The following is a 25741-nucleotide window of genomic DNA, read 5'->3' as shown; positions in this document are numbered from 1 at the left end:
GGGGCGGGCCGCCGACGGCAGGGATCCGCCGGTTCCGGCCGCCCCTCTCCCCGCCGCCTCCCGACGGAATTCTCCTGTTTTCCACCCGAGAGTCGCTTCCGAGTCCCCCCGGCTGCTTAGCGTCGCCTGGGCCCTGGCCCCTGGGGCAGGTGGGACGGGATGGTCGTCCCGGCAAGGCGGAGCGGAAGGAGAATCCCCCATGACCCTGGACATCTCACGGCGGAGACTGCTGAAGGCGGGAGCCGCCGGGGCCGCGGGGGCGGCCGCGGCGTCGCTCCTGCCACCGTCGCTGCGGGCCGCGCTCGCCGAACCGGCGCCCGAGGGCGGGCTCGACGCGATCGAGCACGTGGTGCTGCTCATGCAGGAGAACCGGTCGTTCGACCACTACTTCGGCACGCTGCAGGGGGTCCGGGGCTTCGGCGACCGCAACGCCGTGCGGCTGCGCGACGGGCGGAGCGTCTTCGAGCAGGGGGCGGAGGGGGCGCCGGTTCCGCCGTTCTCGGTACGCGCGGCCGCCGAGCGCCAGAACGAGGACCTGCAGTACGTCGGCGCCCTCGACCACTCCTGGGACGGGGGCCGGGCGGCCTGGAACGACGGGTGGATGGACGGCTGGGTCGGCGCCAAGACCCCCGCCACCATGGCCCACTACGACCGCGCGGACATCCCCTTCCAGTTCGAGCTGGCCGACACCTTCACCGTGTGCGACGCCTACTTCTCCTCGATCCACACCTCGACCAGCCCCAACCGCAACCACTGGGTGAGCGGGTGGACCGGGTTCGAGGCCGACGGGCGGCGCGCGGTCGGCAACGACGCCTACGACGAGGGGCGGCACCCGGGGTACGACTGGACGACCTATCCCGAGCACCTGCAGCGGGCGGGCGTGAGCTGGCGCGTCTACCAGGAGTGGGACAACTTCACCGACAACAACCTCGACTTCTTCGCCTCCTTCAAGACCGTCGCGCGCAAGGCCCTGTCGAAGGCGGGCGACTACAGCGGCCTCACCGAGTTCTACGGCGAGGTGGCCGACCTGCCCGAGGAGGAGCGGGAGCGGCGGCTGGCCCTGCTGGAGGAGGGCGTCGAGGCGCTGTCCGAGGGCGAGCGGGAGCTGTACGAGCGCGGGCTGCGGCGCGGACGCCCCGGGTCGCTCGCCGACGCCTTCCGCGCCGACGTCGAGGCGGGGCGGCTGCCCCGGGTCAGCTACCTGGTGCCCAACTCCGAGGAGTCCGAGCACCCGAGCGTCTCGTCGCCGGTGCACAGCGCCACCGTCACCTACAAGGTGCTGGACGCGCTGGCGTCGTCGCCCGAGGTGTGGAGGAAGACGGCGGTCATCGTCTCCTTCGACGAGAACGACGGCTTCTTCGACCACGTGCCGCCGCCCGTCCCGCCGCCGGGCGCTGAGGAGGAGCGCTGGCAAGGCGCGCCCACCGGGCTGGGCGTGCGTGTGCCGATGCTGGTCGTGTCCCCGTGGACGGTGGGTGGCTACGTCTGCTCGGAGGTCTTCGACCACACCTCCCAGGTGCGCTTCCTGGAGCGGCTGACCGGGGTCGGCGCGCCCGCGATCACCGAGTGGCGGCGCACCGTCTGCGGCGACCTGACCGGCGCCTTCGACTTCTCGCGCGGGCGGCCCCAGCCGGGCCTGACCGAGCCCGGGGAGATCCCGGAGTTCACCGGCCGCTGGCGCCCGCTGCCCCCGGCCGAGGGGCGGATCCCCGAGCAGGAGCCGGGCACGCGCCCGGCCCGCCCGCTGCCCTACCAGCCCGACCTGTACGGGGACTTCGACCCGGAGGCCGGGGAGGTCGCGCTGGCCGCGTCCAATGGCGGCACGTCCAGCACCCACCTGGCGCTGTTCCCGTACGGCGGGGAGTTCGACGTCCCGCAGCACCGCGACGTCGCCCCGGGTGCCGAGGGCGAGGGGTGGACGGTTCCGGTCACCGGGGACGGCTACGACTTCACCGTGGTCGGCCCGAACGGGTTCCGCCGCGAGTTCGCCGGGGCGGCGGCGGCCGACGCCCCGGGGTCGTCGGCGGGCGTGCGGACCCGGGTCCACCCGAAGGGCCGGAGACTGGGCATCACCCTGTCCAACAGCGGAAGCGCCGAACTGGAGTGCACGATCACCCCGAAGGCGTACGCGGAGGGGGCGGGCAAGCCCGCGAAGACGGTCCGGGTGGCCCCGGGCGGAGAGCACACCGAGAACTGGCCGACCGCCCCGGCCGAGGGGTGGTACGACCTGACCGTGACCATCGAAGGGGACGACACCTTCCAGCGCCGGATGGCCGGCCACATCGAGAACGGTAAGGAGAGCGTCACCGGCTGACGCCCGCGGCATCGGAGGCGCCCCCCAAGAGCGGGGGCCGCCTCCGGCTTGCGAGTCCCGGGGGCATGACGGCCCTGAACAGCCGAAACCTCTAGGGCATGGTGAAGATGAGCTGTACGGCCGCGCACGCCCCGGCCAGCTCGCCGATGAAGAAGGCCAGGCGGACGGGCCTCATCCGGCGGCGCCGGGGCCAGGGCCAGGTGAGGACAGCGCACACCAAGGCCGCGAGGCCCGACGCGGCCGCGGCGTACCAGTGGATGGTCTGCTCCACACACGTCCCATCGAGGCTCATGGAGCAGGGATCGAACGCGAACAGCCCCAGCATGAGGACGAACCAGACGGGAACGGCGCCGACGATCGCCGCCAGCAGGGAGACGACAGGTATGTAGTTCCACTTCGGGTCGTATTCGGGGTCGGCACGGTCTTCGGAGGATGTGTCCATGCCGCGAGGGTGCCGTGGTCCCGGCGCCTCGGACATGAGTGCGCCTACTCAGGACTCCTCAGTGACCGCCGATGTCGGCACCCGGGGCGAGGCACCGCCGCCCCTATCGTGTGGGCGCCCGGCGCATCCACCACCGCGTTTCGAGGCAGGAGACCTCAGCGGCCCATGCGGGGGCGACCCACACCCACAGCGCGCCGAAGAGCATGACCGGCACGACCGCACCGAGGCGCGCGATCGGTCCCGGCTGCTCCAAGGTCTCCAAGGTGAACGGCAGGTCCGGGGATTCCGGGTGGTAGGCGATGGTGAGGGTGTCGCCCGGCGAATGCCCCATGGCGCCGTCGCCGCGCAATTCGGCACCGGTAACACGGCGCCCGTCGGCCGAGTAGTCGACCATTACATCCACATCCGGCGGGTTGGGCCCTCCCCCACCGGACCTCTCGTAGCCGGTCACCACCGCTTCGGCACGCCCGTTGAATTCTTCGGGGGACTCCTGGGGGAAATAGACCCGTCGAACCACCCAGACGTTGCCCGCCACCGCGACGGCTATGACCACGGCCGCCAGCAGCCACGGAAGCACGACCTGAAGGATGAACGGGATGACGTTCTCCCGGGGCACGTTCGGCTCCTGGACTCTCCCGACATTCCGGGCTGGGGGACTGAGCACCGGTCCGATACCCGGAACGAGGCGTTCCATGACGCCGGGGACCTCCTGCCACAAGCTGCGGGGAGACCCCTGTCATGCGATGGCACTTCCAGACGGTGAAGGCCGACCTCTTTTCGACTCCACACCCCACGTTCCTCAGCCCAAGTCCAGTCCGGCCATGCAACAAGCAGCCCCGCCTGCGCGGGGAGCAGCATCTGAACCCGCCACCGCCGTCGTCGACGGTGGGAACATCCCCGCGTGCGCGGGGAGCAGGAAGCGGGGTCACAGAGCGCCGGCCCCTCCCAGGGAACATCCCCGCGTGCGCGGGGAGCAGACTGGCCGGGGGCGCCGCACCCGGTGGCGGTGGGGAACATCCCCGCGTGCGCGGGGAGCAGGTCCACGGCCTCACTGACTCCGCCACCGGTCAGGGAACATCCCCGCGTGCGCGGGGAGCAGCAAGCACCGCCAGAACACAGGCTCCTCCTCGTCGGGAACATCCCCGCGTGCGCGGGGAGCAGTGGTGCTGCTGCTGATCGGGTTGATGATGATCGGGAACATCCCCGCGTGCGCGGGGAGCAGAGGAGTACGACGACTCGCTGCCGCTGGTGCTGGGGAACATCCCCGCGTGCGCGGGGAGCAGTCTTTCTGACCTGGGACGATACACCAAGCAATCTCTTGTTTTCGACAACTTCGCTCATCCCACGCACACCGCCAGCGTAACCACCGGACGCCGAGAAGACCCTTCCCCATGACCTCCACTACCGCTTCACCCGGTTGCGCACCGCCAATACCGCCAGTGCCAGCAGCACCGGCCCCGTGAACCGGGCCACCACCACCGTCCAGGCCCCCGCGTCCGTCAGCTCCGTGCCGCCGTCGCGGAATACCACCGCTCCCATTGCGATCCGTGCGGCCTTCTCCAATCGGTCGCCCGACCACCGCTCCCCAGCGTCAGGAAGTTCCGCCGGTGGCTTGTCGATCTCGGCCGTCACCTCCCCGCCGCTCGCGCCGGGTGGCAGTGTGAACTCCACCTGCTGCTGAGGAGCCTTGCCCGGAAGCCCCCACCCGGCCAGCACCACCGTGGTCACCGCCACCAGGACCGCCAGTGCCGCGAGCGCCCGCAACGCGCGCAGCCCGAACCCCGAGAACCCCCAGTAGGCCCACAGGATCGCCCGCTCCGCCGGTGGGGTGGACGCGGCGCGCGCACGGAACAGCATCTCGCCGTAGTAGAAGTCGGCGGCCCCGGGCTGGTCGGCGTTCTCCTCCAGTGCGCGGCGCAGGCCGCGGTACAGGTCGGCCATCTGCTCGGCCGACACCTCCGGACGCTCCACTCCGGTCAGGCGCTCGACCTCGTGCGGGTCCCGCACCCAGCCGCGGTCCCCCATGGTCGTCCGCCACTCGCGCTCCTCGACCACGACCCGGCGCCGCGACCACCGCACCGCCCGACCGAACCAACCGCCACGCGATCTGGGCGGACGGGCGAAGACGCACTGGCCCTGCAGGCCGAGGGCGGCCAGGTTCATCGCCCCGGCGAAGCGGCACGAGGAGAGGTCCACGTCGTTGAGCGACAGGTGAGTGCAGTCCACACCCTGCAAGGACACCACCACCGGCATCCACGCCTGTCCCGCCGTCGTCACCTCGGAAGCGCTCGGGAGAGACAGGAGCCGCGGACTGTATCCGGGTGGGACCGGCCCTCCGGTGGGAACCTCGTCCTCTTCTGCGATCATGGGTCGAATCGCGCCCGAGAGGGTCGAGGGCCCCTCGATCCGGGCTCCCTCCAAGTCGACTGCCGCGTGCCGCAGCACCAGCCGGACCCCCGACGGGAAGGCCGCCCGTCTCAGGTCGATCCCGGCGGCATCGATTTCCACGTCGACGGGGGAAGGGAACGTCGCGTCCGAGAGGTCCACCTGCCCGGAGGCGGCGATGGCAAGGCCGCTGGAACCGTTGAACACCGCCTTGGAGAATTCGGCACTGCCCCCGAAGCGCGCGTCCACGAACCCGGTGCTTCCCTCGAAGCGCGCGCCGCCGAACAGGGCGTTGCGCTCGATATGCGCGCCCCTGAACGCGGCGGCGCCGCCGAAGTGCGCTCCTGCGAACCAGGCATCGCGCTCGAAGTGCGCCCCGGTGAACCAGGCATCGCCTCCGATGTGCGTCTCCATGAAGTCCGCGTTGTCTCGGAACCATGCGCCCATGAACCAGGCATCGCCCCCGACACGCACCCCCGAGAACTGGGCGAGGCCCTCGAAGTACGCACCTGTGAACCCTGCCGTGTGTTCGAAGTGCGCACCTATGAACCAGGCGTTGCCCCTAAAGTGCGTGTTCCCGAATCCGGTGCTGCCGTCGAAGCGCGCCTCGGTGAATCGGACATGCCCGAGGACCGCCCATCCGTCCTCATCCCTGAGCGCGTCGAGCAGCCGGTCCAAGAGGTCGGAGCTGATCACGGTCCCCGAGGCGTCCAGGTCGCTTCCCGGGCCCAGACTCGCAAGGAACTCGTCCAAGGCTTCAGGGTCCAGGTGGGCCAGGCACGCCTCCGTCCCGGCGGCCCGGATACCGCGGCATCCCTCGCCGACAGCGCAGGTGTCCCATTCGACGGTGGTCTCCATGGGCCCTGTCTAGCGGAGGATGCCACCCGGCGAAGCCGCGCACCGGCAGGAGAGGTGACCGGCTCCGGCCTCAGTCCGTCTCCAGGTCGATCTTGCGCTGGAGGTACTCCTCGCGGCCGATCTCTCCGCGCGCGTAGCGGCGGCGCAGCTCTTCCAGAGCGGGGTCCAAACGCGGACGCTCCTCGGCGGCNTCCGGGGCACGGCCGCCGTAGACGGCCATCGCGACCAGCCAGGCCAACGTCGCCGCCATGGCGGCGACCACGACCATGCCGCCCAGCACCGTCATCGCCGCCACCGCCTCCGCGCTCTCAGCTGCCCACCCCATAGTGCGCCCGCGAGGCCGGGAGGGACAACAACACCAGGGCCGCAGCGTTGAACAGCAGCGACACCGCGTTGGCGAACAGTTCGCCGACCAGCACCATGGAACCCACGGAGTAGACCGCCGCCAGCGCGAAGAACACCACCGCCGCCCAGAACACGGGCGTGGAGCGGCGCCCGATCACGAGCGCCAGTACCAGTGCGATGGCCCCGTAGACGAGGGACTCGGCCAGCCCGATCACCACCGTTCCCAGGACCGTGTCGGGGTCGACCCCCTGTCGCTCGAAGACCCTCTGCGCCTCGGGCATGTCCGCCGCCATCGGCAGCATGACCACGGCCACCGCCATCAGCAGGCCGAGCAGCAGGCCGACGACGGCGCCGATGACCAGCAGCACCCGCACCGCGGTGACGGTGCCGGGCGGCCGGTACGACCCCGGCACGGGCGGCGTAGGAGGATACTGGTCCGGAGGGCTTCCCGAAGGAGGCTGCATGGTGGACTCCTTCCTCTCCCCCGACCCCTACCCGGCACGCGCCCCCGCCCCGACGCGCGACCGCTACCGGTCGCCCGTGCGGCACGATCCGGCCACCGGGCGCTCACCCCGGCGTGGCCGGCGCGCCCTAAGGTGCCCAAGCGTGAAGAGGTACACCGCCGCCGCCACGGCCGCCACCGCCGCGGCCGCCCTCGCGCTCTCCCCCGTCTCCCCCGCCCACGCCTCCCCACCGGCCGAGCTGCTCGGGTCGGCCGTCGTCGACCACGGCACGCGCTTCCAGGGCACCCCTGTGGGCGGGCTGTCCGGCATCGACCGCGACCCCCGCACCGGCGACTACCTGCTGATCAGCGACGACCGGTCGGAGCAGGCGCCCGCCCGCTTCTACACCGCCCGGATCGGCGTGGACGCCGACGGGGTGCGCGGCATCGCCGTCACCGGCCTCACCACACTGCGGGACCGGTCCGGCCGCCCGTACGCGCCGCAGACCGTCGACCCCGAATCGGTGCGGCTCGACCCGGCCACCGGGCAGGTGTGGTGGACCACCGAGGGTGACCGCCGCATCGGCGACGGCCGCCCCGTGCTCCGCCACCCGCAGGTCCGCGCCGCCGACGCCGACGGCCGCACCCGGCGCGCGCTGCCCCCGGCCCACCCCCGCCTGCGGATGAGCCGCCACGAGACCGGGCCGCGCGCCAACCTCACCTTCGAGGGCATGGACCTGGCCTCCGACGGGACCGTCGTCACCGCCATGGAGGGCCCGCTCTACCAGGACGGCCCGCGCACCTCGCCCGACCACGGCGCACCGGTGCGCATCACCGTCACCGACCGGCGCGGCCGCCTGCTCTCCCAGCACGCCTACCCCGCCGACCCGGCCGCCGCCGAGCCCGACCCGGCCGACGGGCACGCCGAGAACGGGGTGACCTCGATCCTGGAGGACCCCGAATCCCCCGGGGAGTTCCTGGTGCTGGAGCGCGACTACGTCCAAGGCGTCGGCAACAGCGTGCGCGTGTACCGGACCGACCTGGACGCGGCGCCCGACGTGTCGCGGGTGTGGAGGCTGCCCGGCGACCCGGACCACCGGCTCATCGCCGACAAGGAGCCGGTGCTCGACCTGTCGGCGCTGGGCCTGGAGCACGTCGACAACGTCGAAGGCATGACCTGGGGGCCGCGGCTGGACGACGGCCGCCGCACCCTGGTGCTCGTCTCCGACGACAACTTCTCCTCCGGGCAGGTCACCCAGGTGGTCGCGGTCGCCCTGGGGTGAGGACCGGACCGGGCGCGGAGCCGCGGGCGGCCGGGGCGGACCGTGCCGCCCCGGCCGCCCGGACCGTGTCGGCGCCCTACTGCTGCGTGGCCGCCTCGACCTCCTCGATGAAGCGGTCGGCCGCCTCCTCCGGGGTGAGCTCGCCGAACTGGACGTCGTCGGTGATCCGCTTGATGATCTCCACGACGTCGCCGGCGCCGATCGGCGGCGGGGGCGGGCCGTCCACGATGTCCGGGCGCAGCTCCTCGACGAACTCGGCCGAGCGGGTCCCGGCCTCGTCCAGGTCCTCCACGATCGCCGAGCGCACCTCGGTGTTGGCGGGCAGGCCGCGGTCGGCGAGGATGATCCGCCCCGCGTCCACGTCGTTGAGCAGGAAGTCGACGAACTGCGCCGCCTCCTCCGGGTGGTCGGTCCCGGCCGAGACCGAGTAGTACATGGCCGGCTTGAAGTACATGCCGGTGCGGTCGAACTCGGACTCACCGGGGTAGCGCAGGAGCTCCACCTCGCCTTCGGCGGCGCCGGAGATGGCGGCCAGCTGGTTGGACCAGAAGTGCGCCATGGCGCCCGAACCGGTGGAGAGCACCGACTGGTCGGGCCCGCCCGCCTCGATCTCCACGTTCTCGGCCGCGCTGGGCACGGCCTCGTCCTCCTGCATCTGGGCGACGAGGCCGAACCAGTCCTCCAGGGTCTCCTTGCTGAACCCGAGGGAGCCGTCCTCGGCGTAAAGCGCCTCCCCGTTCTGCCGGGCGTAGATCTGGAAGGAGTTCTCGTTGTACCCCATGCTCTGCGAGCCGTGGATGTCGCCGCCGCTGGCCTCGGTGATCTCGGCGGCGGTGGAGACGTACTCCTCCCACGTCCATGCCCGGTCGTCGGGCATCTCCACGCCCGCCGCCTCGAACTGGGCCGGGTCGGCCATCACGGCGAACACGTTGACGCCGGTGGCCACGCCGAACTTCTGGCCGTCCACGTCGCCGGAGGAGGCCACCAGCTCGTCGACGCCGGAGGTGTCCAGGCCCTCCAGCCCGTTGAGGTCGGCCAGCGCCCCCCGGTCGGAGTACTCGCGCAGGAAGCGCTCCTCCATGGTGACCACGTCGGGCATGTCGTTCGCCGCGGTGCTGGTGGCCAGCTTGTCCCAGTACCCGTCCCAGTCGGTGTACTCGGCGGTGACGGTGATGCCGGGGTTGCGCTCCTCGAAGAGGTCGATGACCTCCTGGGTGGCCTCGTGCCGGTCGTCCGAGCCCCACCAGGAGAAGCGGAGCTCGACGCCGCCGTCTCCGGAGCCGCCGCCGCCGCACCCGGCGGCCAGCAGGNCCGCCGCCGCGGCAACGGCGGGGACGGCGAGCATTCTGCGGGCAGGGGGTGCTCCGCGCTTGCGTGCTGCCATGTCGGGGGGTTCCCTTCGAAAGGTGGGGGACTACTTGATCCCGGTCGTGGCGATGCCCCGGACGAGGTACCGCTGACCGGCGAGGAAGAACCCGAAGACCGGGCCGAGGGCGACGACCGACATCGCCAGCAGCGGCCCCCAGGAGGTCTGGGTGGTGGAGTCGACGAACGTGCGCAGCGCCACCGGCACCGTGTACATGTCCGGCGAGGTCAGGAAGATGAGCTGGGCGAAGAAGTCGTTCCACGTCCAGATGAAGGTGAAGATCGCCGTGGTGGCCAGCGCGGGCAGGCTCAGCGGCATGATGATCCGCCAGAAGATGCGCACGTGGCCGCAGCCGTCGATGCGCGCCGCCTCGTCCAGGTCGCGCGGCAGCCCTCGGATGAACTGCACCATCAGGAAGATGAAGAAGCCGTCGGTGGCCAGCAGCTTGGGCACGATCAGCGGCAGGAACGTGTTGATCCAGCCCAGGTTGGCGAACAGGATGTACTGCGGCACGATCACCACGTGCACCGGCAGCATGATCGTCATCAGCATGACGGCGAAGAACAGCTTCTTGCCGAAGAACTCCAGCCGGGCGAAGGCGTAGGCCGCCATCGAGCAGCCGATGAGGTTGCCCACCACCGAGGCGCCCACCACGATCAGCGAGTTGATGACGTAGTGGTGGAAGGGGAACTCCAGGGAGGTCCAGCCGTCCCCGTAGTTCCCGGCGGTGAAGTCCGCGCCGGGCCACAGCCCGGGGTCGCGGAAGATGGCCTCGGTGGGCTTGAAGGAGCTGGCCAGCATCCACAGCAGCGGGTAGAGCATGACCAGCCCGAACAGGACCAGCCCCACGTGGATGAAGAACCGGCGGATGCGCTCGTTGCTCTCGGCCGCCCTGCGGCGCCGCGCGCGCTCGTCGTCCCGCTCGCCGCGCCCGTCGCGCACGGGGGCGCGCGTGCCCGTCTCGTCAGTCGCCATAGAAGACCCAGTACTTGGACGCGAGGAAGTTCACCGCGGTGAACCCTCCGATGATCATGAGGAGGAGCCAGGCCATCGCCGAGGCGTAGCCCATGTCGAACGAGCCGAACCCCTGCTGGTACAGGTAGAGCGTGTAGAACAGGGTCGAGTCCGATGGGCCCCCGGTGCCGCCGCTGACGATGAACGCCTGGGTGAAGGTCTGGAAGGCGTTGATCATCTGCAGCACGAGGTTGAAGAAGATGATCGGGGTGAGCAGGGGGACCGTGACCGACCAGAACCGGCGGGCGGGCCCGGCGCCGTCCACCTGCGCGGCCTCGTAGTACATACGGGGGATCTGGCGGAGCCCGGCCAGGAAGATGACCATGGGCGCGCCGAAGGTCCACACGTTCAGGATGATCAGGGTGCCCAGCGCGTACTCGGGGTCGGAGACCCAGCCGGGCAGCGCGGGGTTCAGGCCGAACAGGCCGCCGGCCGCCTCCAGGAGCTGGTTGATCAGCCCGTTGGCGCCGAAGATGCGGCGCCACAGGATGGCCACGGCCACGCTGCCGCCCAGCAGTGAGGGCAGGTAGTAGACCGACCGGTACAGCGGCAGGCCGCGCACCCCCCGGTCCAGCACCATGGCCAGGGCCAGCGCCATGGCGAGCTGGAGCGGCACCGAGATGAAGACGTACTGGAAGGTGACCGCCAGCGACTGGTGGAGGCGGGGGTCGTCCAGCATCCGGCGGTAGTTCTCCAGCCCGACCCAGTCGGCGCCGCCGATGAGGCTGTAGTCGGTGAAGGAGAAGTACAGCGAGGCGATGATCGGGCCGATGGTGATCAGCCCGAGCCCCAGGAACCAGGGGGCGAGGAAGCCGTAGGCGGCCAGGGACTCCCGGCGCCGCCGCGTGGCCGCACCGCGGCCCGGCTTCGGGCGCCGGGGGGCGCCGNGGCGCGGGCGCCCCCGCCGCGGGCGGCACCCGCGGCGGGGCGGTTGTTGAGGACCGCGGTCACCGGAGCCCACCTCCCCCTGCCGGGGCGCGCCGGAATCCGCTTTCTGCGCTCATGTTTCGCGACCGCCAATCTCGTCGGTCCGGGGGTTGGAGGCCCCCGGCGGAACGTGGGCGAGACCACACCCCGCCATGGGGGCGAATGCCTTGGTAAGCGCTATCCATGGAATAGAATGCTCCGTTTTTAGCACCGCGTTACAGGGGTGTCAACGGTTCTCCCCCGCTGGCCACCATGGCCACGCGGTTCCCGAACGGGCTTCGCCGACCCCCTCTGGCCAAAACATTGGAAAGCGTTTACCGTCGGAGGGGTGAACGATCCAGCGCAGCACCAGGGGGCCCGGCGGTACGCCGTCGTCGGCACCGGATCCCGGGCCCGGATGTACACCTCCGCACTCGCCACCACCCACGCCCACCGGGGGCGGCTCGTGGCGCTGTGCGACCCCAACCGCACCCGCATGGCGGTGCACAACGCGATCCTGGCCGAGGCCGGGCACCCCGAGGCGGCGACGCACCCGCCCGAGGAGTTCACGGCGATGCTCGCCGAGCACGGGGTGGACGAGGTGATCGTGTGCACCGTCGACCGGCTGCACGCCGACTACGTCGTCGCCGCCCTGGAGGCCGGGTGCGACGCGATCACCGAGAAGCCCATGACCGCCGACCTCGACGGGTGCCGCCGCATCGCCGAGGCCCGCCGGGCCACCGGGCGCCGCGTCACCGTCGGCTTCAACTACCGCTACAACCCCGTCCACCGGCAGGTCCACCGGATGCTCCGCGACGGGGCCATCGGCGAGATCGGGTCGGTGCACTTCGAGTGGCTGCTCGACCTGCGCCACGGCGCCGACTACTTCCGCCGCTGGCACCGCGACAAGCGGCAGTCCGGCGGGCTGCTGGTGCACAAGTCCTCGCACCACTTCGACCTGGTCAACTGGTGGACCGGGGCGCGCCCGGAGGAGGTCTTCGCCTGGGGCGGCCTGTTCTTCTACGGCGAGGAGAACGGCAGGCGGCACGGGCTGGCCGCCGGGTACGAGCGCGGACACGCCGCCCCCGAGGCCCAGGGCGACCCGTTCGCCCTGCACATGGCCGACAGCCCGGACCTGACCGCGCTCTACCTGGACGCCGAGCACGAGGACGGCTACCGCCGCGACCTCAACGTGTTCGGGCCCGGCATCACCATCGAGGACGACATGTCGGTGCTGGTGCGCTACGACACCGGCGTGCGGCTCAGCTACCACCTGGCGGCCTACTCGCCGTGGGAGGGCTACCGGGTCGCCTTCACCGGCAGCAAGGGGCGCCTGGAGCTGGACGTGACCGAGGTGCCCTCCACCCCGCCGCCCGGGGACGGGGCCGCGCCGGTGCGCGGCATGCCCGCGCCCAAGGAGTCCACCGTGTCCCGGCTGGTGCTGCACAACCACTGGCGGCCGCCGGAGGAGATCCCGGTGGAGGTGGGCGAGGGCACGCACGGCGGCGGCGACGTGCGCATGCTCGACTCCCTGTTCGGCGGGGCCGACGACGGGATCCGCCCGGACGACGCCGACGGCGCCCGGGCGCTGCTGACCGGGCTGGCCGCCAACGCCTCGATGGCCTCGGGGGCGCCGGAGCGGATCGACGGCCTGCTCCCCGCCGACCTGCTGCCGGGCGGTGCCGCCGGGGGCCGCCGGTGACCGGGGGCGGCGCGGAGCGCACCGGCGGCGTTGACCGCGGGGTGAGGGGCGCCTAGATTGAGCAAACGGTTTCCAAGCCCCGTGGAGGACCCCATGCCCACCGGCCCCGCCGCCCCGGACGCGCCCGTTCCGGTGGTGCTCGCCGGCGCCAACGGCCACGGCCGCTCCCACCTGCGCAACCTGCGCAGGCTCGCCGACGCCGGCCGGGTGCGCCTGGTGGGGGTGTGCGAGCGGGCCGCGCTCGCCGACGGCGCGCTGGAGGGGCTGGGGCCGGTCCCGGTCTCCGAGGACCTGGGCGGCCTGATCGAGCGGACCGGTGCCCGGGCGGCCGTGCTCGCCACCCCGATCCACACGCACCTGCCGCTGGCCCGCACCGCGCTGGAGCACGGGGCCCACGTCCTGCTGGAGAAGCCGCCCGCGCCCAGCGCCGCCGAGTTCGACGCCCTGTGCGCCGCCGCCGACGCGGCGGAACCGGCCTGCCAGATCGGGTTCCAGAGCCTGGGCTCGGCCGCGGTGGCGGCGGTGCGCTGGATGGTCGCCGACGGGGCCGTGGGCGAGGTGCGCGGCATCGGCGCCGCCGGGACCTGGGTGCGCACCTCGGCCTACTATGCGCGCGCCGACTGGGCCGGGCGCCGCAGGCTGGACGGGCGCGACGTGGTCGACGGGGCGCTGACCAACCCCTTCGCGCACGCGGTGGCGACCGCCCTGGCCGTGGCCGGGGCCGACCGGACCCCGCCCGAGGGGGTGGAGGCCGAACTGTTCCACGCGCACCCGATCGAGGCCGACGACACCTCGTGCGTGCGGGTGCGCCCCCGCGGCGGGCCGCCGGTGGCGGTGGCGGTGACGCTCTGCGCCGAGCAGGCGCGCGACCCGTTCGTCACGGTGCACGGCTCCGAGGGCAGCATCGTTCTGGAGTACACCCGCGACCGGGTGGTGCTGCGGCGCGGGCGGGAGGAGCGGGTGTCGGTGCACCCGCGCACCGACCTGCTGGAGAACCTGCTCGACCACGCCGACGGGGGCGCCCGGCTGCTGGTGCCGCCGAGGGCGGTGGCCGGGTTCATGGGGGTGCTGGAGGCGGTGCGCACCGCCCCGGACCCCGAACCGGTCCCCTCCGGCGCCCAGGAGTGCGCAATGACCGACGAGGGGCTGCGGCGCACGGTGCGCGGCGTGGACGAGGCGGTCTTCGCCAGCGCCGAGCGGGTGGCCCTGTTCTCCGAGATCGGCGTGCCCTGGGCCGCCGGGAAAGGCGGCCGAGCGTGACGGATCCGCGAAACGGCGACGGCGGGCGCGGCGGCCGGGGTGCCCGGCCCGGCCGCCCCGTCCCCGCGCTGGACGTGTCCGGCCTGCCCGTGGCCGAGCTGCGGTCGGGCGCCGACGTCGCCCCCGGGCTGTCGCCCCGGGCCTTCCTGCACCCGGTGCGCACCCTGGGCGGGACCGCCGTGACCGAGGCTTTCCCCGACGACCACCGGCACCACCTGGGCACCGGGGTGACCGTGGCCGACGTCGACGGCTCCAGCTTCTGGGGCGGGCGCACCTTCACCCCGGACCGGGGGTCGGTGATGCTGGACAACCACGGCCGCCAGGAGCACGTGCGGTGGCGGGAGGAGGCGCCGGACCGGCGCGTGGAGGAGCTGTCGTGGACCGGGCCGGACGGCGGGGAGCTGCTGCGCGAGGAGCGCACGGTGTCGGCGGCCCCGGCGGCGGAGGGGGCGTGGGTGCTCCGGATGGGGACGCGGCTGCGCAACACCGCGGGCCGGGGGCTGGCCATCGGGAGCCCGGCGACCAACGGGCGGCCGGGTGCGGGGTACGGGGGCCTGTTCTGGCGGGCGCCGATCGCCGGGAAGGCGCCGGAGTGCTTCGGCTCAGCGCCCGGGGGCGAACCGGAGCTGCACGGATCGCGGGCGGAGTGGGTGGCGCTGTCGGGCACCGCTCCGGCCGGGGGGCCGTGGACGCTGGTGTTCGCGCAGACGGGTACGGAGCGCGATCCGTGGTTCATCCGGGCCGCCGAGTACCCGGGGGTGGGAACGTCGCTGGCCTGGGACGAGGTGCTCCGCGTCGCCGACGGGGACGTGGTGGAGCGGGGTTGGGCGGTCGTGGTGGCCGACGGGCACCTGTCCGCTGAGGAGGCGGGGCGCCTGGTGGCGGACCTGCCGGGGTAGAGGGGGTTCTCCTCCCCCTCCCCTGCCCCTCCCTCGTCTCCCTTTTCCTGTCCTCCCCCCTTATCCCCTCACTCCCCGGCGGCTCCGNGCCCGATCGGGCGGGCGGGCGGGCACGGTGGCGGGAAAAGAGGAAAGCCCCCTTCCGTTCCCCGCTTTCCCTTCCCCGTCCTCCTCTCTGCCCCTCCTCTCCCCTCCCCCTCACAACACGAAAGGCGGTTCTTGGAATGCGCGTGCTGGTCACCGGAGGGTCCGGGCGCCTGGGCCGGAGCGTCGTCGAGGTGTTCGCCCGGCGCGGCCACGAGGTGACGTCGGTGGACGCCTCCGCCGGGCCGGAGCGGCCCGGGGTGGAGTTCCGCAAGGTCGACCTGCTGGACGACGAGGCGCGGGCGCACGTGTTCGCCGACGTCCGGCCCGAGGCGGTGGCGCACCTGGCGGGGATCGCGGTGCCGAACGCCCGGCCGGGCGCCGAGACGGTCGCGGTGAACGCGCGGCTGGCCTGGGGGGTCCTGGACGACGCCCGCGCGCACGGGGCCCACTCGGTGGCGGCCGCCTCCTCACCCACGGTCTTCGGGTACGGGGCCGCGGACTGGACGCCCGAGCGGCTGCCGCTCGACGAGGGGCACCCGGTGGCGCCTGTGCACGCCTACGGGCTGAGCAAGGCGGTGATCGAGGAGGCGGTGCGCACGCTGGCCCGCTCGTCCGAGGGCGGGTGCGTGTTCACGGCGGTGCGCCCGGGGTACGTCATCGCGCCCGAGGAGTGGGAGGGGGCGCCTACGCAGCAGGGGCATACGGTGGCCGAGCGGCTGGCCCGCCCGGAGCTGGCGGCGGCGTCGCTGTTCAACTACATCGACGCCTACGACGCCGCCGAGCTGTTCGCGCTGATCGCCGAGGACGGCTCGGGGGCGGCTCAGGGGCGGGTCCTGCACGCCATCGCCGAGGACCCGATGGCCGAGGGGCCGCTGTCGGAGCTGCTCCCGCGCTTCCACCCGGGGACCGCCGGGGCGGCGGCGTCGCTGGCGCCCGGGCAGGCGGCCTTCTCCAGCGCCGAGGCCCGCAGGCTGCTGGGATGGGCCCCCCGACGCACCTGGCGCGAGCGGCTACGATCCTAGGAAAGCCAGGAAAAAGTTTTCCGTCCGGCGGGGGCGCGGTTCCGCGGAACGTGTCGGGCGGCGGGCGTTCGCGGACCGGGGGCGGGGAGGACACCGCAAGTGGAGAGCCAGAGCAGCGGGAACGTCACATTGGAGCAGGTCGCACAGCATGCGGGGGTATCGCTTGCGACCGCTTCCCGGGTGTTGAACGGCAGCACCCGGCAGGTGGGCGAGAAGCTGCGTAAGAAGGTGATGGCGAGCGCGGGCGAGCTGGGGTACCTGCCGAACGCTTCGGCGCAGGCGCTGGCGCGCAACTCCAGCTCCCTGGTGGGGCTGATCGTGCACGACATCTCCGACCCGTACTTCTCCAGCATCGCGGCGGGCGTGACCGGGCGCGCCGAGGAGGAGGGGCTGGTGGTGGTGCTGGGCACCACGGGGCGCACGCCGCAGCGGGAGACCGAGATCCTGGCGACGCTGCGGGCGCACCGCGCCAAGGCCGTGGTGCTGGCGGGGACCAGGACGGTGGACGAGGCGGGGAACCGGAACCTGGCCGCCGAGATCGAACGGTTCACCGCCCAGGGCGGCCGGGTGGCGTGCGTGTCGCAGGGCGGGCTTCCGGCCGACACGGTGGTCCCGGCCAACCGGGAGGGCGCGGCGGACCTCGCCCGGCGGCTGATCACGATGGGGCACCGGCGGTTCGCGGTCCTGGCGGGGCCGCCGGACCTGCGCACGGCGCGCGACCGCCTGGACGGGTTCCACGGGGCGCTGTCGGAGGCGGGGATCGAGCCCGCCTACCACGACGTGGTGCACGGGGCGTTCACCCGTGACGGGGGGTACGCCTCCACGCAGCGCCTGCTTGCGGCGGGGACGGACGCGACGTGCCTGTTCGCGGTCAACGACGTGATGGCGACGGGCGCGATCGCCGCCCTGCGCGACGCGGGCCTGCGGGTGCCGGAGGACCTGTCCGTGGCCGGGTTCGACGACATTCCGACGCTGCGCGACCTGATCCCGTCCCTGANNACGGTGCGGCTGCCGCTGGAGTGGATGGGCCAGGAGGCGGCGAGGCTGGCCCTGACCGAGGCCCCGGCGGCCCACCCGAGAAGGGTCCCGGCAGGGGCAGAGGTGGTCCTGCGGGACAGCACGGCTCCCCCTGCGTAAGGGCTCCGAAGGGGTCGACACGGCGACAGCAGGTACCCCATTACGGACCAGCCGAGCGCCGGGCCGCCGGAGCGAGGCGAAGGACGGCGACGACCCGCACACCCGCCGCTCGAAAGCGCTGCCGCAGGGGCCGCCGCCCGGTCGGGGCCGGTGAGCGGGCTACCTGTCGGTCTGTCGCTGCTGGTCACGGCGACCGTCCCCACGCCTGGCGGTCGACAGCACTGCAGTAAGGGTCACCGCTTTTTCGCCGGTGCTCACTTTCCCGCGCTCCTGTGGCCCGCCGCCCGGCAAGCAGCCCTCAGCGGGCCACCTGCCGGTCCCGTCGCCACCGAGAACGGTGACCGCGCACACTCCGTGCACTCGGCAACGCTGCCGCAGGGGCCGCCCACCTGGATCGTCGCCGCTCTCCACCTCGCGCTCCGACGGCCTGCCGGACGGCCGGGGTCCGTGAGCGGGGCACGTGCTATGCCGGGGGTGTCCACTGCACGAGTGGTGCCCCTGCTCGGGCCAGGGTCCGTCCTGGGATGAGACGGAACCCGGCGTTGCGCACCTTCTGGGGTAGGCCGCCGCCCAGGTCGGCTCCGATCCGCGCGATGAGGGCCGACTGCCGGGTGATCGCCCGGCAGCGCGGGCGCCGGTCCGCGTCGAACGCCGCCAGGGCGGGGCCCAGGTCGCGGCCGCGTGCGACCGGTGCCCCGATGAGCGCCCCGACGCAGACCGCGTCCTCCAGGGCGGTGGACACCCCCTGCCCCATCGTGGGCAGCGCGGCGTGGGCGGCGTCGCCGACCATCACGGCCCGTCCCCGCGCGTAGCTCGGCAGTCCGCCGGGCAGGTGGTGGACGTCGTGGCGCATCAGGTTCTCCGGGGCGGTCGCCGCGATCTGTTCGGCGATCTCCGGTGCCCACCCGGAGAACCGGGCGCGCGCGGCGGCGGGTTCGTCGTCGAAGACCGCGCCTTCGGGGTGGCGGAAATAGCCGTACCAGTACAGCTCGGTGTCGCTGACCGGGATCGCCCCGAACTCCGCGCCTGGGCCCCAGTACTCCAGGAGGCGGTCGTCGAACCCGTTCTTCGGGATGATCGCGCGCCAGCTGGTGCTGCCGCTGTACCGCGCCCTGGCCTGCGGGAAGAGTTCGCTGCGGACCGTGCTCCACATCCCGTCCGCCCCGACGACGAGGTCGGACTCCGCCGTCCGCTCGGTCCCCTCGGCCCGCCAGGCCACGGTCGCGCGGCGCCCTCCGGGGACCCCTGGCCGCACGGCCGTGACCCGGGCTCCGCCCAGCACCTCGGCCCCGGCGTGGCGGGCCATGCGCAGAAGCGTGGAGTGGAGCCGCTGCCGGTGGACCCCGAGCACGGTGATCGTGGGGCGGATGTCCGGGCTGTTGGGCACGGCCAGGATCGGGCGGCCGGAGCGGTCCCGGAACCCCGTGAGGACGGTCCGGTAGCCGGTCCGCCCGATGAGTTCATCGTCGAACCCCAGCGCGCGCAGGGCGGTGACGCCGTTGCGGGGCAGTGCGACCCCGGCTCCCGCTTCGCTGAGGTCGGGGCGGCCCTCCAGGACGACGGTGGCCCATCCCGCCCGTGCGAGCACGGTCGCCGCCGCGAGCCCCGCGATCCCTCCGCCGACCACCGTGGCCGTGGACTCCCCCATTGCCGTCCCCTCCTTCGTCAGCACGCGGCCGGTGGACCGCCGCGCGTTCACTACTTTAGTAGTGAATGCTATTCACTACTAAGGTAGTGGCATGAGGGGGTGGGGGAACGCGGGAACGCCCCAGGTGGAGCGCCCTAGACTCGACCCATGCCCCCCGCCAACCCCGCCCGCCGCCGCGCCCTCGCCGATGCCGCCATCACCCTCCTCGCCGACCAGGGGGCGCACGGCCTGACCCACCGGTCCGCGGAACGGCTCGCGGGCATGCCGCCGGGGACCGCCTCGAACTACTTCCGCAACCGCGAGGCGCTCCTGGTCGCGGCCGCCGAGCGGATCAGCGAGCTGCACATGGCGGACATGGACGCGGCCACCTCGGGCGGCGGCCCCGCGCCGGGGACCCCCGAGGGGCGGTGGGGGCCGTGGAGCGCCGACGACCTGGCCGAGCTGCTCGCCGACTCGCTCTGGACGGCGGCGACCGCCCTGCGCGACCGCTACCTGGCCGTCTTCGAACTCCAGTCGGAGGCGCGGCGCCACCCCGCGCTGTCCGAGGTGCTCACCGCGCTCTGGGACAGCGCGCTCGCCGTCACCCGGGGACTGCACGCCGCGATGGGGACGCCGGTCCCCCAGGCCGGTGTCCAGACGCTGGCCACCCTCTACAACGGCGCCCTCTTCGCCCTGGTCTCACGCCCGGCCGACCGGCTCGACCGGGCGGAGGTCGGCGAACTCGCCGCCGCCATGGTGCGCGGGGCCGTCGGCCCTCCGCGGTGACCTCGCAGGACTCGGCCCTTCGACCGCCTCCATCAGGCCGCCCCCCGGGGCCACCGCAGGCGGGGGCGCGCGTTGCGCTCGGAAGGCCCGGCGCCGGACCGTGTTCGTCGGGGCGGCCCTCCCGAGCCCGACGCCGAGACGCCGAGTCCCGGGCCGCCCACGGTGATCCCGACGAACGCGCCGTCATTCCCGTGGTTCCGACCGGTGGTTCCGGCCACGGTCCCGGCAGCGCTTGCGCCGGGATCACCGCCGGGGAGAGGCCGCTACCCCTCCGGTAGCGGGGGCAGGTCCTTCCGGAACGCCAAGCCGTGGCCCGCGCCCGTGTCCGCGGTCGCCCGGCCGCCGCTCACCTTCACTCCGCTCGGGTGCTCCAGCGCTCCCAGGTCCTCCAGCCACGCCCGGTCGATGTCCTCGACCATCGCCGCCCGCGGCACACACAGCGCCAGCTGGGTCGACAGCTCCGGCAACAGGTGCGGCGCCACCGGCACCGACGCCTCGGCCGCCGCCCTGGCGATCCGCAGGAAGGGGGTGATCCCCCCGACCCGCACCGCGTTGGGCTGGGCCACATCGCACACCCCGGCCGCCAGCGCCTCGGCGAACGCCCGCTCGGTGCGCAGGTTCTCCCCCATCGCGAACGGCAGGGCGGTCCGGGACCGCAGCCGGGCGTGCGCCGCCAGGTCCTCGGCGGGCAGCGGCTCCTCCACGAACGCCGGGGCGAAGCGCTCCAGCTCCCCCAGCGCCCGCACCGCCGAGGGCAGGTTCCAGCGCTGGTTCGCGTCGACCATCAGGACCGCCTCCGGGCCCACCTCCGCCCGCACCGCCGCCACCCGGTCCGCGTCGCGCGCGGGGTCGGCCGAGCCCACCTTCATCTTGAACGCCCGGTGCCCGGCCGCCTTCCACCGCCGCACCTGGTCGAGCAGCTCCTCCTTCGGGTAGTCCAGGTTCACCCCGCTGGCGTAGGCGGGCACTGCGTCCCGGCGCCGCCCGACCAGCTCGACCAGCGGCACGCCCACGGCCTTGGCGCGCAGGTCCCACAGGGCGATGTCGACGGCCGCCAGCGCCATGGCGCCCACCCCGCCCGACCCGGCGTCGGCCAGCCGGGCGCGCATCGCGTCCCAGCACACCCCGGGGTCGGGCGCCCGCCCGACGAGGGCGGGCGCGCAGTCGTCGCGCACCAGCGCCAGCACCGCCCCGGCCCCCGCGCCCGGGGTCCAGGCGAAGCCGGTCCCCACATGCCCGGTGTCGGCCACCGCCTCCACCACGACCAGGTCGTTCTTGTCCACGCCGCCGTCCCAGGANGGGCCGGCGCCAGCCGGTGGGCGCGGACCGCGACGGACGCGATCCGCACCGGGAGCGCGCCCGCGCGCCCGTCCCCGTGTCGGTCCCCCACCGGCTCACTCCCCCTCGACGGCGCGCAGGCCCACGTCGATGATGTCGGCGAGCACCGCCTCCTCCTCGCGGGTCAGGTCGGTCAGCGGCGGACGCACCGCACCGGCCCTGCCGCCGCGGAGCCGAACCCCCGCCTTGACCATGGCGACCGCGTACCCGGGCGCGCGGTCGCGCAGCGCCACCAGCGGCTCGTAGAACTCGGCCAGCAGCCGGTCGGCCAGCGGCTCCCCGGCGTGCGCGGCCCGGTAGAACGCGGTGGCGACCTCGGGGGCGAAGGCGAACGCCGCCGAGGAGTACAGCGGGACCCCCACCGCCTTGTAGGGGGCGAAGGTCAGCTCGGCGGTGGGCAGCCCGTTGAAGAACGCGAACCCGTCCCCGCGCACGGCCCGCACCGCCTGCACGATGCGGCGCATGCCGCCCAGGTCGCCCACCCCGTCCTTGATGCCCTCCACCCCGGGGATCTGCGCCACCTCGGCGGCCGCCTCCGGAGTGAGCACCATGTTCGCCCTCTGGTAGGCGATGACGGGCACGCTCGCCGCACCTGCGACCGCGCGCACGTACTCCACCAGGCCGCGCTGGGACGCGCCCACCAGGTAGGGCGGCAGCAGCAGGACCGCGTCGGCGCCCAGGTCGGAGGCGGCCGCGGCCTGCTCGGCGGCGGTGCGCACGCTCCCGCCCGCCCCGGCCACGACGGGGACCCGGCCGCCGACCGCCTCGACCGCGCGGGCGGTGACGCGGGCGTGCTCCTCGGAGCCCAGCGCGTGGAACTCCCCGGTGCCGCAGGCCGCGAACACGCCGCCGGGCCCGTGCACCATGCCGTCGCGGATGTGCCGGTCGAGCGCCTCCTCGTCCAGGGCGCCCTTGTCGTCGAAGGGGGTGATGGGGAAGAACAGGATGCCGTCGAACTGCATTGCGGATGTCTCCCGTCGTCGTGGTGTCGGGGGGTGGGTACGCGGGGTGGGCCCGGGGTCAGACCACGTGGGCCAGGTGGCGGCGGACCACTTCGGCGACGACCTCGTCCCCGTCGGCCTCCCAGACGCGCTCGTTGAAGATCTCCACCTCGATATCGCCGTCGTACCCCGCTCTGTCCACGGCCCGGCGCAGCCCGCGCACGTCGGCGTGGCCGTCGCCGACCATGCCGCGCCCCAGCAGGGCGTCGGCCGGCAGCGGCAGCACCCAGTCGCAGGCCTGGAAGGAGGCGATGCGCGACCCGGCGCGCGCGATCTGCCCGTGGACCCCGGGGTCCCACCACACGTGGTAGGCGTCCACCACCACACCGGCGGCGGCCTCGGGCAGGGTCTCGGCCATGTCGAGCGCCTGGCCCAGGGTGGACAGCACCGAGCGGTCGGCGCAGAACATCGGGTGGAGGGGCTCCAGCGCCAGGCGCACCCCGCGTTCCAGGGCGTGGGGCGCCAGTTCGGCGAGGGCGTCGGTGACGCGCGCCCGCGCCCCCGCCAGGTCGCGGTCGCCGCCGGGAAGCCCGCCCACGACCATGACCAGGCAGGGTGAGCCGACCTGGGCCGCCTCGTCCAGGGCCCGCCTGTTGTCGTCGAGGGCGCCTGTCCGGTCGGGGCCGGTGAGGAAGCCGCCCCGGCAGTAGGACGAGACGCGCAGCCCGGCGTCGCGCACCGCCTTGGCGGCGGCGGCCGTGCCGATCTCGGCGACGGGCTCGCGCCACAGGCCGATGGCGGGCACGCCCGCGCGGGCGCAGGCGTCGGCCGCCTGGGCGACGCCGAGCCGCTTGACCGTGGCCTGGTTGAGGGACAGCCGCGCCAGGCGCGGGTCGGCGGGGGCGGCCGCGGGACCGGCGGTGCTCATCGCCGCACCCCCGCGACGTCCAGGAGGCTGCGCAGCCGCGCCACGGCCAGCTCAGGGTCGGTGAGGACCCCGGCCCGGTCGGCCAGGCGGAAGGCGGTGCACAGGTGCGGGATGTCCCGCGCGCTCTGCGCCCCGCCCACCATCGTGAACCCGGGCTGGTGGCCGTTGAGCCAGGCCAGGAAGGCGATTCCGGTCTTGTAGTGGAAGGTCGGCGCGGAGAACAGGTGCCGCGCGAGCGGGACGGTGGGCTCCAGCAGCGACCGGTAGCGGCCGGTGTCGCCGTCGTCGAGGGCCCGGACCGCCTCGGCCGCCGCCGGGGCGATCGCGGCGAACACGCCGAGCAGTGCGTGGGAGTGGCCCGCGTCGTCGCCGAGGATCAGCTCGGGGTAGTTGAAGTCGTCCCCGGTGTAGAGCAGGACCCCCTCGGGGAGCATCCGGCGCAGCCGCACCTCCAGGCCGGCGTCGAGCAGGGACACCTTGATGCCGTCGATGCGGTCGGCGTGCTCGGTGATCAGGGCCGCGACGTGTTCCATGGCCTCGGCCGGGTCGTCGGCGCCCCAGTACCCGGCCAGGGCCGGGTCGAAGGCCGGGCCCAGCCAGTGCAGCACGACCGGCTGCGAGGCCTGGGCGAGCACGCGCCCGTACACCTGCGCGTAGTCCTGCGGGCCGCGGGCGCGCGCGGCCAGGGCGCGGCTGGCCATGACCACGGGCTGGGCCCCGGCCTCCTGCACCGTCTCCAGCTGTTCGGTGTAGGCGCGCACCACCGGGTCCAGGCCGTTCCCGTCGGCGGGGTCGAGCTGGTCGGTCCCGGCGCCGCAGACCAGGTCGGCGCCGCGGGCGCGCGCCTCGGCGCCGGTGCGGCGGATCAGCTCGGCGGTGGCGGCCCAGTCCAGGCCCATGCCGCGCTGGGCGGTGTCCATCGCGTCGGCCACGCCCAGGCCGGTGTCCCACAGGTGGTGGCGGAAGGCGAGCGTGGCCTCCCAGTCGGGGCGGGCCGGGGCGCCCGGGGCGTTCCCGGCCAGGGGGTCGGCGACGACGTGCGCGGCGGCGATGCAGCGCCGCGACCGCGGGGGGCTCCCGGAGGCGGGGACCGGCGGGGCGGCGGCGGGCCGGTACTCGGCCGTGCCGCCGTCGCCGTCGGGCAGTCGGAGGGAAAGGTTTTCCGGGGCCGCCCGTGCGCCCGCCCGGCCGTGGGTGGTGCTCGTCATGCCTCGTCCTCCCAGTCCAGTTCGACGCGGGTGCCGGTGGCGGCGGAGTGCAGTCCGGCCTCGGCGAAGCGCAGGCCGCGGGCGCCGGAGGCGAAGTCGTAGCCGAAGGGCTCGCCGGTGGCCAGGTGGCGCAGGAACAGCTCCCACTGGGCGCGGAACCCGTTGGGGAACTCCTGGTTGTCGGGGACGCGCTGCCACTGCGACCGGTAGTCGGCCAGGTCGGGGGCGTCGGGGTCCCACACCGCCCTGGGGGTGGCGGTGCGGTGCTGCACGCGGCACTCGCGCAGCCCCGCGACCGCGCTGCCGTGGGTCCCGTCGACCTGGAACTCCACCAGCTCGTCGCGGTCGACCCGCACCGCCCAGGAGGAGTTGAACTGGGCGATGGCGCCGCCGTCGAGCTCGAACACCCCGTAGGCGGCGTCGTCGGCGGTGGCCTCGTAGGGCTCGCCGTCCTCGTCGCGGCGCTCGGGGATGTGCGTGGCCGTGCGCACGGTGACCGCCCGCACCCGGCCGAACAGGTTCTCCAGGATGTAGTGCCAGTGCGGGAACATGTCGAGCACGATGCCGCCGCCGTCCTCGGCGCGGTAGTTCCAGCTCGGGCGCTGGCCGGGCTGCCAGTCACCCTCGAAGACCCAGTAGCCGAACTCGCCGCGCACCGACAGGATGCGCCCGAAGAAGCCGGAGTCGACCAGGCGCCGCAGTTTGAGCAGGCCGGGCAGGAACAGCTTGTCCTGCACCACCCCGTTGGACGCGCCGGAGGCCTGGGCGAGCTTGGCCAGGTCGCGGGCGGCGGCGTGGGTGGAGGCCACCGGCTTCTCGGCGTAGACGTGCTTTCCGGCGGCCAGGGCCGAGCGCACCGCCGCCTCGCGGGCGCTGGTGATCTGGGCGTCGAAGTAGACCTCCACCCCGGGGTCGGACAGCACCGCGTCCAGGTCGGTGGACCAGCGCTCGATGCCGTGCCGCCGGGCGACCTCGCCGACCCGCTGCTCCGAGCGCCCGACCAGGTAGGGCTCGGGCAGGACGCGGCCGCCGTCGGGCAGGCGCACCCCTCCGGCCTCGCGGACCGCCAGCACCGAGCGGAGCAGGTGCTGGCGGTAGCCCATGCGGCCGGTGACGCCGTTCATCGCCACGCCGACAACGCGATCAGTCATGTGTTCTCCCGCCATACGTGTCCTCCCGCGCGCCGGGTGCCGGGGCTCGTCCCCGGCACCACGCGAGAAAGCGCTTTCCAAAGTACGCCACGGGGCCGCCCCGGCGCCAGTGCCGGGCCGCCCGAACTGCGCCGGACAGGCCGGGGACGGCACGGCGGCGCCCGGAGGCCCCGGACGGAGGCAACGGCTTCCGGCGCCCCCGGAGAGCGCACGCGTCCCGCCCGACCTGCGACGGAACGGCCCTCCCCCGCACCCCCGGACCGTTTTCCGAACACCCGGTGAACGGAAAGCGCTCACCGA

At 73.8% G+C, this 25741-nt stretch carries 21 protein-coding genes, 1 pseudogene and 1 CRISPR repeat array; of the genes and pseudogenes, 8 read left to right on the top strand and 14 right to left on the bottom strand.

The features are described 5' to 3' along the window. Nucleotides 1-199 precede the first annotated feature (199 nt). Nucleotides 200-2314 carry a phosphocholine-specific phospholipase C gene (locus tag D476_RS0124450; RefSeq protein WP_017626551.1) on the top strand — a complete coding sequence of 705 codons (2115 nt, stop codon included), beginning with the start codon at nucleotides 200-202 and terminating at the stop codon, nucleotides 2312-2314. Nucleotides 2315-2405: 91 nt separating this feature from the next. Here the strand turns inward: D476_RS0124450 and D476_RS0124445 are convergent, their stop codons facing one another. The 5 genes from D476_RS0124445 to D476_RS0124425 form a co-directional block, all read right to left on the bottom strand. After that, nucleotides 2406-2756 (bottom strand): hypothetical protein, encoded by a 351-nt coding sequence (locus tag D476_RS0124445; RefSeq protein ID WP_020380494.1) that lies wholly within the window; start codon nucleotides 2754-2756, stop codon nucleotides 2406-2408. Nucleotides 2757-2859: 103 nt separating this feature from the next. Then, nucleotides 2860-3372: a DUF3592 domain-containing protein gene (locus D476_RS0124440; protein WP_017626549.1), complete on the bottom strand. Its 513-nt coding sequence runs from the start codon at nucleotides 3370-3372 to the stop codon at nucleotides 2860-2862. A gap of 271 nt (nucleotides 3373-3643) precedes the next feature. Continuing rightward, a CRISPR array of direct repeats spans nucleotides 3644-4039; the repeat unit is 29 nt; unit sequence GGGAACATCCCCGCGTGCGCGGGGAGCAG. Between the two features lie 118 nt (nucleotides 4040-4157). Continuing rightward, on the bottom strand, nucleotides 4158-5999 hold the full coding sequence (locus tag D476_RS0124435; protein ID WP_017626548.1) for a pentapeptide repeat-containing protein: 1842 nt from the start codon (nucleotides 5997-5999) through the stop codon (nucleotides 4158-4160). Nucleotides 6000-6069: 70 nt separating this feature from the next. Beyond that, nucleotides 6070-6285: an SHOCT domain-containing protein gene (locus D476_RS0124430; protein WP_017626547.1), complete on the bottom strand. Its 216-nt coding sequence runs from the start codon at nucleotides 6283-6285 to the stop codon at nucleotides 6070-6072. Nucleotides 6286-6307: 22 nt separating this feature from the next. Beyond that, nucleotides 6308-6757, bottom strand: a complete 450-nt coding sequence (locus D476_RS0124425; RefSeq protein ID WP_017626546.1) for a hypothetical protein — start codon at nucleotides 6755-6757, stop codon at nucleotides 6308-6310. 193 nt (nucleotides 6758-6950) lie between these two features. On the opposite strand from D476_RS0124425, the gene D476_RS0124420 reads away from it, so the two are divergent. Next, nucleotides 6951-8069: an esterase-like activity of phytase family protein gene (locus D476_RS0124420; RefSeq protein ID WP_017626545.1), complete on the top strand. Its 1119-nt coding sequence runs from the start codon at nucleotides 6951-6953 to the stop codon at nucleotides 8067-8069. A gap of 76 nt (nucleotides 8070-8145) precedes the next feature. Here the strand turns inward: D476_RS0124420 and D476_RS0124415 are convergent, their stop codons facing one another. The 3 genes from D476_RS0124415 to D476_RS0124405 all read right to left on the bottom strand — a co-directional run bounded on the left by D476_RS0124415 (nucleotide 8146) and on the right by D476_RS0124405 (nucleotide 11275). Continuing rightward, complete coding sequence (locus tag D476_RS0124415) at nucleotides 8146-9414, bottom strand: ABC transporter substrate-binding protein (RefSeq protein ID WP_017626544.1); 1269 nt, start codon at nucleotides 9412-9414, stop codon at nucleotides 8146-8148. A gap of 69 nt (nucleotides 9415-9483) precedes the next feature. Then, nucleotides 9484-10410, bottom strand: a complete 927-nt coding sequence (locus tag D476_RS0124410; protein ID WP_020380493.1) for a carbohydrate ABC transporter permease — start codon at nucleotides 10408-10410, stop codon at nucleotides 9484-9486. Continuing rightward, the gene (locus tag D476_RS0124405) at nucleotides 10400-11275 is read right to left on the bottom strand and encodes a carbohydrate ABC transporter permease (protein ID WP_239648815.1); all 876 of its coding nucleotides are present in this window, start codon (nucleotides 11273-11275) and stop codon (nucleotides 10400-10402) included. Before D476_RS0124405 ends, D476_RS0124410 begins: the two co-directional genes overlap by 11 nt. Nucleotides 11276-11704: 429 nt before the next feature. Here D476_RS0124405 and D476_RS0124400 point away from each other — a divergent pair, with 429 nt between their 5' ends. From D476_RS0124400 to D476_RS0124380, 5 genes are all read left to right on the top strand, one after another. Then, nucleotides 11705-13057, top strand: coding sequence for a Gfo/Idh/MocA family protein (locus D476_RS0124400; protein ID WP_026123821.1), 1353 nt, complete (start codon nucleotides 11705-11707; stop codon nucleotides 13055-13057). Nucleotides 13058-13150: 93 nt separating this feature from the next. Continuing rightward, complete coding sequence (locus D476_RS0124395) at nucleotides 13151-14317, top strand: Gfo/Idh/MocA family protein (protein ID WP_017626540.1); 1167 nt, start codon at nucleotides 13151-13153, stop codon at nucleotides 14315-14317. Then, on the top strand, nucleotides 14314-15216 hold the full coding sequence (locus D476_RS0124390) for a DUF6807 domain-containing protein (protein WP_017626539.1): 903 nt from the start codon (nucleotides 14314-14316) through the stop codon (nucleotides 15214-15216). The genes D476_RS0124395 and D476_RS0124390 overlap by 4 nt, the downstream gene beginning before the upstream one ends. Nucleotides 15217-15440: 224 nt before the next feature. Further along, the gene (locus tag D476_RS0124385) at nucleotides 15441-16325 is read left to right on the top strand and encodes an NAD-dependent epimerase/dehydratase family protein (RefSeq protein ID WP_017626538.1); all 885 of its coding nucleotides are present in this window, start codon (nucleotides 15441-15443) and stop codon (nucleotides 16323-16325) included. Nucleotides 16326-16424: 99 nt separating this feature from the next. Next, on the top strand, nucleotides 16425-17462 hold the full coding sequence (locus D476_RS0124380) for a LacI family DNA-binding transcriptional regulator (RefSeq protein ID WP_026123820.1): 1038 nt from the start codon (nucleotides 16425-16427) through the stop codon (nucleotides 17460-17462). A gap of 463 nt (nucleotides 17463-17925) precedes the next feature. Here D476_RS0124380 and D476_RS0124375 read toward each other — a convergent pair whose 3' ends face one another. Next, on the bottom strand, nucleotides 17926-19110 hold the full coding sequence (locus D476_RS0124375; protein ID WP_017626536.1) for an FAD-dependent monooxygenase: 1185 nt from the start codon (nucleotides 19108-19110) through the stop codon (nucleotides 17926-17928). Between the two features lie 147 nt (nucleotides 19111-19257). On the opposite strand from D476_RS0124375, the gene D476_RS0124370 reads away from it, so the two are divergent. Next, complete coding sequence (locus tag D476_RS0124370; RefSeq protein WP_017626535.1) at nucleotides 19258-19875, top strand: TetR/AcrR family transcriptional regulator; 618 nt, start codon at nucleotides 19258-19260, stop codon at nucleotides 19873-19875. Between the two features lie 263 nt (nucleotides 19876-20138). Here the strand turns inward: D476_RS0124370 and D476_RS34375 are convergent. The 5 genes and pseudogenes from D476_RS34375 to D476_RS0124345 form a co-directional block, all read right to left on the bottom strand. Continuing rightward, nucleotides 20139-21223: pseudogene (locus tag D476_RS34375) on the bottom strand (mandelate racemase/muconate lactonizing enzyme family protein). A gap of 46 nt (nucleotides 21224-21269) precedes the next feature. Beyond that, nucleotides 21270-22331, bottom strand: a complete 1062-nt coding sequence (locus D476_RS0124360; protein WP_275041569.1) for a 5-dehydro-4-deoxyglucarate dehydratase — start codon at nucleotides 22329-22331, stop codon at nucleotides 21270-21272. Further along, nucleotides 22234-23082 carry a sugar phosphate isomerase/epimerase family protein gene (locus D476_RS0124355; RefSeq protein WP_017626532.1) on the bottom strand — a complete coding sequence of 283 codons (849 nt, stop codon included), beginning with the start codon at nucleotides 23080-23082 and terminating at the stop codon, nucleotides 22234-22236. The genes D476_RS0124360 and D476_RS0124355 overlap by 98 nt, the downstream gene beginning before the upstream one ends. Then, the gene (locus D476_RS0124350) at nucleotides 23079-24290 is read right to left on the bottom strand and encodes a dihydrodipicolinate synthase family protein (protein WP_017626531.1); all 1212 of its coding nucleotides are present in this window, start codon (nucleotides 24288-24290) and stop codon (nucleotides 23079-23081) included. The genes D476_RS0124355 and D476_RS0124350 overlap by 4 nt, the downstream gene beginning before the upstream one ends. Then, nucleotides 24287-25441 (bottom strand): Gfo/Idh/MocA family protein, encoded by a 1155-nt coding sequence (locus D476_RS0124345; RefSeq protein WP_026123818.1) that lies wholly within the window; start codon nucleotides 25439-25441, stop codon nucleotides 24287-24289. The genes D476_RS0124350 and D476_RS0124345 overlap by 4 nt, the downstream gene beginning before the upstream one ends. Nucleotides 25442-25741: the final 300 nt, after the last annotated feature.

The sequence above is a fragment of the Nocardiopsis chromatogenes YIM 90109 genome, assembly GCF_000341185.1.
Taxonomy (GTDB): Bacteria; Actinomycetota; Actinomycetes; order Streptosporangiales; family Streptosporangiaceae; genus Nocardiopsis_A; species Nocardiopsis_A chromatogenes.
The sequence above is the reverse complement of the archived record's forward strand: the minus strand, read 5'-3'. Positions and strand labels throughout refer to the sequence as shown.

What these genes read in the sequence shown, in the direction of transcription:
- D476_RS0124345 (WP_026123818.1), bottom strand. Translation starts at nt 25,441, where the DNA reads ATGACTGATCGCGTTGTCGGCGTGGCGATGAACGGCGTCACCGGCCGC.
- D476_RS0124385 (WP_017626538.1), top strand. Translation starts at nt 15,441, where the DNA reads ATGCGCGTGCTGGTCACCGGAGGGTCCGGGCGCCTGGGCCGGAGCGTC.
- D476_RS0124355 (WP_017626532.1), bottom strand. Translation starts at nt 23,082, where the DNA reads ATGAGCACCGCCGGTCCCGCGGCCGCCCCCGCCGACCCGCGCCTGGCG.
- D476_RS0124375 (WP_017626536.1), bottom strand. Translation starts at nt 19,110, where the DNA reads ATGGGGGAGTCCACGGCCACGGTGGTCGGCGGAGGGATCGCGGGGCTC.
- D476_RS0124450 (WP_017626551.1), top strand. Translation starts at nt 200, where the DNA reads ATGACCCTGGACATCTCACGGCGGAGACTGCTGAAGGCGGGAGCCGCC.
- D476_RS0124435 (WP_017626548.1), bottom strand. Translation starts at nt 5,999, where the DNA reads ATGGAGACCACCGTCGAATGGGACACCTGCGCTGTCGGCGAGGGATGC.
- D476_RS0124445 (WP_020380494.1), bottom strand. Translation starts at nt 2,756, where the DNA reads ATGGACACATCCTCCGAAGACCGTGCCGACCCCGAATACGACCCGAAG.
- D476_RS0124350 (WP_017626531.1), bottom strand. Translation starts at nt 24,290, where the DNA reads ATGACGAGCACCACCCACGGCCGGGCGGGCGCACGGGCGGCCCCGGAA.
- D476_RS0124370 (WP_017626535.1), top strand. Translation starts at nt 19,258, where the DNA reads ATGCCCCCCGCCAACCCCGCCCGCCGCCGCGCCCTCGCCGATGCCGCC.
- D476_RS0124410 (WP_020380493.1), bottom strand. Translation starts at nt 10,410, where the DNA reads ATGGCGACTGACGAGACGGGCACGCGCGCCCCCGTGCGCGACGGGCGC.
- D476_RS0124395 (WP_017626540.1), top strand. Translation starts at nt 13,151, where the DNA reads ATGCCCACCGGCCCCGCCGCCCCGGACGCGCCCGTTCCGGTGGTGCTC.